This window comes from Pseudomonas sp. HMSC063H08, assembly GCF_001813645.1.
Taxonomy (GTDB): domain Bacteria; phylum Pseudomonadota; class Gammaproteobacteria; order Pseudomonadales; family Pseudomonadaceae; genus Pseudomonas; species Pseudomonas aeruginosa.
The window spans coordinates 1-5,340 of the sequence record NZ_KV813477.1; the positions used below are offsets into that span (position 1 = coordinate 1).

The window sequence follows — 5,340 nt, forward strand, 5'->3', positions numbered from 1 at the left end:
GGACATGCAGGCGTCACCCCTACTTATGTACGTGGCAGCGCTCAATCACGGCTCGAAAAAATACACCACTTACGAGTTGATGATTTCCTGCTGCCTCATCGGAAGCGTTCCTGTCTGCTGTCTATTCCTTCCTCGAACCGGTACAAGCCCGCACCTCTTCATCGCTTCCCCAAATGGGCCACCACGCCCCCTGGCTATCGGCTTACTCTTGGTAGGGGAGCCCGCGGAATTCGGAAAAAATCGTACGCTAAGCCTCAATGCCGGTACCGGCAGGCCTTTGCGTCTTGGTTCTGAGAATGAAGCCTCGGAACGGCTGAGATTGAACGTTCCCCAACTGCTTTTTGCAGGGACACCGTATCGGCTATGTCCGGGTTAGCAGCTTCGACCAGAACCCGGAACGCCAACTGGAACAGACCCAGGTGAGCAAGGTGTTCACCGACAAGGCCTCGGGCAAGGACACCCAGCGTCCCCAACTCGAAGCGCTGCTGAGCTTCGTCCGCGAGGGCGACACCGTGGTGGTGCACAACATGGATCGCCTGGCCCGCAACCTTGATGACTTGCGCCGCCTGGTGCAGAAGCTGACCCAGCGCGGTGTGCGTTCGAGTTCCTGAAAGAGGGCCGGTCTTCACGGGCGAGGACTCGCCCATGGCCAACCTGATGCTTTCGGTGATGGGGGCCTTCGCCGAGTTTGAGCGTGCACTGATCCGCGAGCGGCAGCGCGAGGGCATTACCCTAGCCAAGCAGCGCGGCGCGTACCGGGGCCGCAAAAAGGCCCTGTCCGACGAGCAGGCAGCTACCTTGTGGATGCGGGCAGCGGCCGGTGAGCCCAAGGCTCAGCTCGCCCGCGCGTTCAACATCAGCCGGCAGACCCTCTACCAGTACCTCCGCACGAACGAGTGATTCATGCCGCAGGCAGAGTCGGAAGAGTGAACTACGCGCCTACTACGTGCGCCATTACTTCTCGCCGCTGCACCGCTCAGACAGAGCATCAGCCTTGGCGCGTTGCTCCAGTGCGAAAGCATGCTCTGCCGGAAGCAAGTCTTCAGCCGGCTGACCGTCATCTCTTACGGGAATTTGTTTTTGCACCCAACGGGCATACTCCAGACAGCGAGCACTATCTCCCTTTTCAGCGCTGATCATGGCGAGCAAGTTCGTTTGATATATCTTGGTGCTATCGGGTAACTCAGTCCGACATTTTGATAAAAGGTCCTTGGATAGTGAGAAGGCAGCATCAAATTCCTTTTTTTCAACCAAGTCTGAAACGCGCCTAGTCTTTTTCCTTATTTGCATGTAGTAGCAACCCTTGGGTGGGACGTTGTAGGCTCCTTCAAACCAAACTCTAGGACCACACCAGCCAGAGCAACTTGGCGAGTTGGCCTCACGCTTGACACTTACTGACAACAGCCCTGTCTGGGTAATGCGCAGTAGGCATAAATTTGATTTTTCCGGCGACCCAACTTTTCCCTTATTATCTCTAAGTACCCCTTTGAGTCCGCATGTAGCCCCATTAGGGCCGTCGTTATGGATAAGAAATGCCTGAGAGCCATCCCGTACAGGCCAGATGTTGATATAGCCTCTTCCATCCCCCAGCGAATACTCATTTGCTGGAATTTTTGCAGCCAGGGCCATTGTGGGCGCGATTATGGACAAAAAAATGAACGAGCAGATTGATCTGGGCACCTGTTCTTTTCTCCCTAATGCTCAACTATCTCTAAACCGTTGCCCAATAGGCAAGCGTTATCGCCATTCCGGTTGTATAACGAATGCCAGCGGCTATATTGTTGTAAGCAGGCCAATACTCAGGCTGAGAAAGCTTCACACCGATTCCCTGAGTTAGCAGTTGTTTGAGGCTGGCAGGCAGGTTCATCGACTGAAGTTGTGATTGAGTTAGCCGGGCGAGATTGGCACCGTAAGAGACCTCGATTCCAGAATCCTGGTTTGGGCTACCACCTGACATAATCTCAACTCCGACGCTAGTCGGGTATCGGTTCGGTGATTGTTTCAGCAAGTTCAGATAGCTAGCACCATGACGACTCTTGACGGTATTGAGGTTGGAGGAGATAGAACTGATCAAGGCTGTAATTTCTCCGCACGCCTTAGCCCTGTCTTGAGCCATTTGGAGTTGAAGCAGAATAATCTGAGCAGACTCGGCAGCAAGGATCGTTCCGTATTCCTTATCGAGTTGAGAGGCGTCTCCATTAGGAACAAACTCCGGATGGAGCACGAGAGGGATATCCCAAGCCTCCACAAGCTCTGCCTCTGGAAATGGCTGGCCGGGAGAGCACTGGTTAGCCAACCCCTTGTAGAGACCAGAAATAGACTGCCCCGGATTCTGGTAAAGATTGATCTGTTCCGCTTGGTTCACTACGTCGTTCACGTCCATGTCCTCATTACTCATAGTTGAAGGATATTGCCAGGTATTTAGCGCGCTCTTCTAAACGTTTGGTAACAGATAAGTTCGGATCATTCGGCATGCCGTTCCAGTTACGGAGCTCATGGATGGCTTCTGGCCAATCATGACTGATGATTGCTTGTTGGAATTTTGGGAATTTTTGCCATTGACCATACTGATAATAGAGGTCAAGGACGACCGTCTTGACCGCTGCTGGTAAACCCTCCCATCTACCCGAGAACTGGTCGCCTGCCAGATGTTGAACAACCGCTCGCGCTTTGGCACTGAACAGTAATAGCCCATCATCATCCGTGAGACGTTGTCCCAGCGAAGCATAGACACTCCAGAAATTTGGGTCGGACGTTGATAGCTGCAATGCAGGTAACACCTTCTGTCGTGTAGAATCAACCAGATTCAAAGAGTTTAGCTCGGACTCTTCATGCACGAAGGTATCGAAGCCGTACCCGATAGTGATATGTCCCTGAACTATTGCTACGGTTTTCGCTCTCTGCCCAGCAGCGAGTTCGTTGCGAGCGACGAAATCAGTATTTATCTCCTGTCCATACAGGAACTGCATGTTGGCCTGAAGGGCCTCAACCTTCTCACCTTTGTCTCCATCTTGCATATCTTGAGCCATGCTGATGGCTTGCTGATTTATGGCGGTCTGATACTCTTCGAAGGTGATGCTATTAGGGCGAACACCCATCTCGACAGGTGTTCTCAGTGTGGTTTCATGAATTTTTTGGTAAATATCGCTTACTGCAACCGGGCGACCTGCCAGGTTGGATATGGCACTCGTTAAGCTCTGGGTGAATGCGGGATCGATACGTTGACCGATACTTAATGCACTTATGTACGAGGCATAGGCGTATACGGTTTCCGAAGGAAACTCTAATATTGGAACAGTTGTGGAGAGTGCCTGCGCAGATAGAGACTTCTGTATCGACGAATGAGCCTCAGCAGGTGAGCTCAGTAGATCAAAGTAGAGTTTAGTCATCATTGTATCCGTTCTGATAGGTTCGACCATAATCTATGGCTCATAACCTCAGAAGGTAGCGCTGTGGTCAACCTAACCTTCGTCTGGGGTGATTAACATACTGATTCTCCTTGTTTTTATGTAAACCGAGATCGTCAAATCGGTAGTGGCATTGTTGGGCCAGTGTTTATTTCTGTTTACGTTGGTTTTGGCTCTATTGTTCTCCAATCCCTAATATCAGCCGGGAAACTCTCTGCCACCACCTACGCACGGACGTCTGATAAATGCCGCGTCGCTTGATCCTCTCGGCCATGGAGCGGGACACCCTGCTTGCGCTGCCGGAAAACCAGGATGATCTGATCCGCTACTACACCTTCAACGACTCCGACCTGTCGCTGATCCGCCAGCGGCGCGGCGACGCCAACCGTCTGGGTTTCGCGGTGCAGCTCTGCCTGCTGCGCTACCCCGGCTATGCGCTGGGCACCGACAGCGAGCTGCCCGAGCCGGTCATCGTGTGGGTGGCCAAGCAAGTCCAGGCCGACCCGGTGAGTTGGGCAAAGTACGGCGAGCGCGACGTGACCCGCCGCGAGCATGCCCAGGAACTGCGCTCCTACCTGCAACTGGTGCCGTTCGGCTTGTCCGACTTCCGCATCCTGGTGCGCGAGTTGACCGAGCTGGCCCAGCAGACCGACAAGGGCTTGCTGCTGGCTGGTCAAGCACTGGAGAGCCTACGGCAGAAGCGGCGCATTCTGCCGGCACTGGGAGTGATTGACCGGGCCTGCTCGGAGGCCATTGCGCGAGCCAATCGGCGAGTCTATCGCGCCCTGGTCGATCCACTCACGCACTCGCATCGAGCCAAACTGGACGAACTGCTGAAGCTCAAAGCCGGCAGCAACATCACCTGGTTGACCTGGCTGCGGCAGGCACCGCTGAAACCCAATTCCCGGTACATGCTCCAACACATCGAACGGCTGAAGACCTTTCAACTGGTGGACTTGCCCGAAGGCCTGGGCCGATACATCCACCAGAACCGCCTGCTCAAGCTGGCCCGCGAGGGTGGGCAGATGACGCCCAAAGACCTCGGCAAGTTCGAGCCGCAACGGCGCTACGCGACCCTAACTGCCGTGGTACTGGAGAGCACCGCGACTGTGATTGATGAGCTGGTCGATCTGCACGACCGCATCCTGGTCAAGCTGTTCGGCGGCGCGAAGCACAAGCATCAGCAGCAGTTCCAGAAGCAGGGCAAGGCGATCAACGACAAGGTGCGCCTGTACTCCAAGATCGGCCAGGCCCTGCTGGAGGCCAAGGAAAGCGGCAGCGATCCCTACGCCGCCATCGAGGCGGTGATTCCCTGGGACGAGTTCACCGAGAGCGTCAGCGAGGCCGAACTGCTGGCCCGGCCGGAGGGCTTCGACCACCTGAACCTGGTCGGTGAGAACTTCGCCACCCTGCGCCGCTACACGCCGGCCCTGCTGGAGGTGCTGGAATTGCGCGCCGCCCCGGCCGCGCAAGGCGTGCTGGCAGCCGTGCAGACCCTGCGCGAGATGAACGCCGACAACCTGCGCAAGGTGCCGGCCGATGCCCCCACCGCCTTCATCAAGCCGCGCTGGAAGCCGCTGGTGATCACCCCGGAAGGGCTTGACCGGCGTTTCTACGAAATCTGCGCGCTGTCCGAGCTGAAGAACGCCCTGCGTTCCGGTGACATCTGGGTCAAGGGCTCGCGGCAGTTCCGCGACTTCGACGACTATCTGCTGCCGGCAGAGAAGTTCGCCGCGCTCAAGCGCGCACAGACCCTGCCTCTGGCGATCAACCCGAACAGCGACCAGTACCTGGAAGAGCGTTTACAGTTGCTGGACGAGCAGTTGGCCACCGTCACCCGCCTGGCCAAGGACAACGAACTGCCCGATGCCATCCTCACCGAGTCGGGGCTGAAGATCACCCCGCTGGATGCGGCGGTGCCGGATCGGGCGCA

At 55.9% G+C, this 5,340-nt stretch carries 4 protein-coding genes and 1 pseudogene; 2 read left to right on the forward strand and 3 right to left on the reverse strand.

What is annotated here, in order from left to right; translation table 11 throughout:
• Positions 1-341: 341 nt before the first annotated feature.
• A pseudogene (locus HMPREF2924_RS20100) lies at positions 342-900 on the forward strand (recombinase family protein).
• Between the two features lie 54 nt (positions 901-954).
• Here the strand turns inward: HMPREF2924_RS20100 and HMPREF2924_RS34575 are convergent.
• From HMPREF2924_RS34575 to HMPREF2924_RS34585, 3 genes are all read right to left on the reverse strand, one after another.
• Positions 955-1,629: a hypothetical protein gene (locus tag HMPREF2924_RS34575; RefSeq protein ID WP_044286351.1), complete on the reverse strand. Its 675-nt coding sequence runs from the start codon at positions 1,627-1,629 to the stop codon at positions 955-957.
• A gap of 82 nt (positions 1,630-1,711) precedes the next feature.
• Positions 1,712-2,377, reverse strand: coding sequence for a DUF3218 family protein (locus HMPREF2924_RS34580; RefSeq protein WP_052155769.1), 666 nt, complete (start codon positions 2,375-2,377; stop codon positions 1,712-1,714).
• A gap of 13 nt (positions 2,378-2,390) precedes the next feature.
• Positions 2,391-3,389 carry a pesticin C-terminus-like muramidase gene (locus HMPREF2924_RS34585; RefSeq protein ID WP_023094874.1) on the reverse strand — a complete coding sequence of 333 codons (999 nt, stop codon included), beginning with the start codon at positions 3,387-3,389 and terminating at the stop codon, positions 2,391-2,393.
• A 263-nt stretch (positions 3,390-3,652) separates the two neighbouring features.
• Between HMPREF2924_RS34585 and HMPREF2924_RS20115 the strand changes: the two genes are divergently transcribed.
• A partial coding sequence (locus tag HMPREF2924_RS20115) for a Tn3 family transposase (protein ID WP_256567964.1) occupies positions 3,653-5,340 on the forward strand: 1,688 nt, incomplete at its 3' end.

Coding starts and splice junctions, on each gene's coding strand:
- HMPREF2924_RS34575 (WP_044286351.1), bottom strand. CDS start 1,629: ATGGCCCTGGCTGCAAAAATTCCAGCAAATGAGTATTCGCTGGGGGAT.
- HMPREF2924_RS34585 (WP_023094874.1), bottom strand. CDS start 3,389: ATGACTAAACTCTACTTTGATCTACTGAGCTCACCTGCTGAGGCTCAT.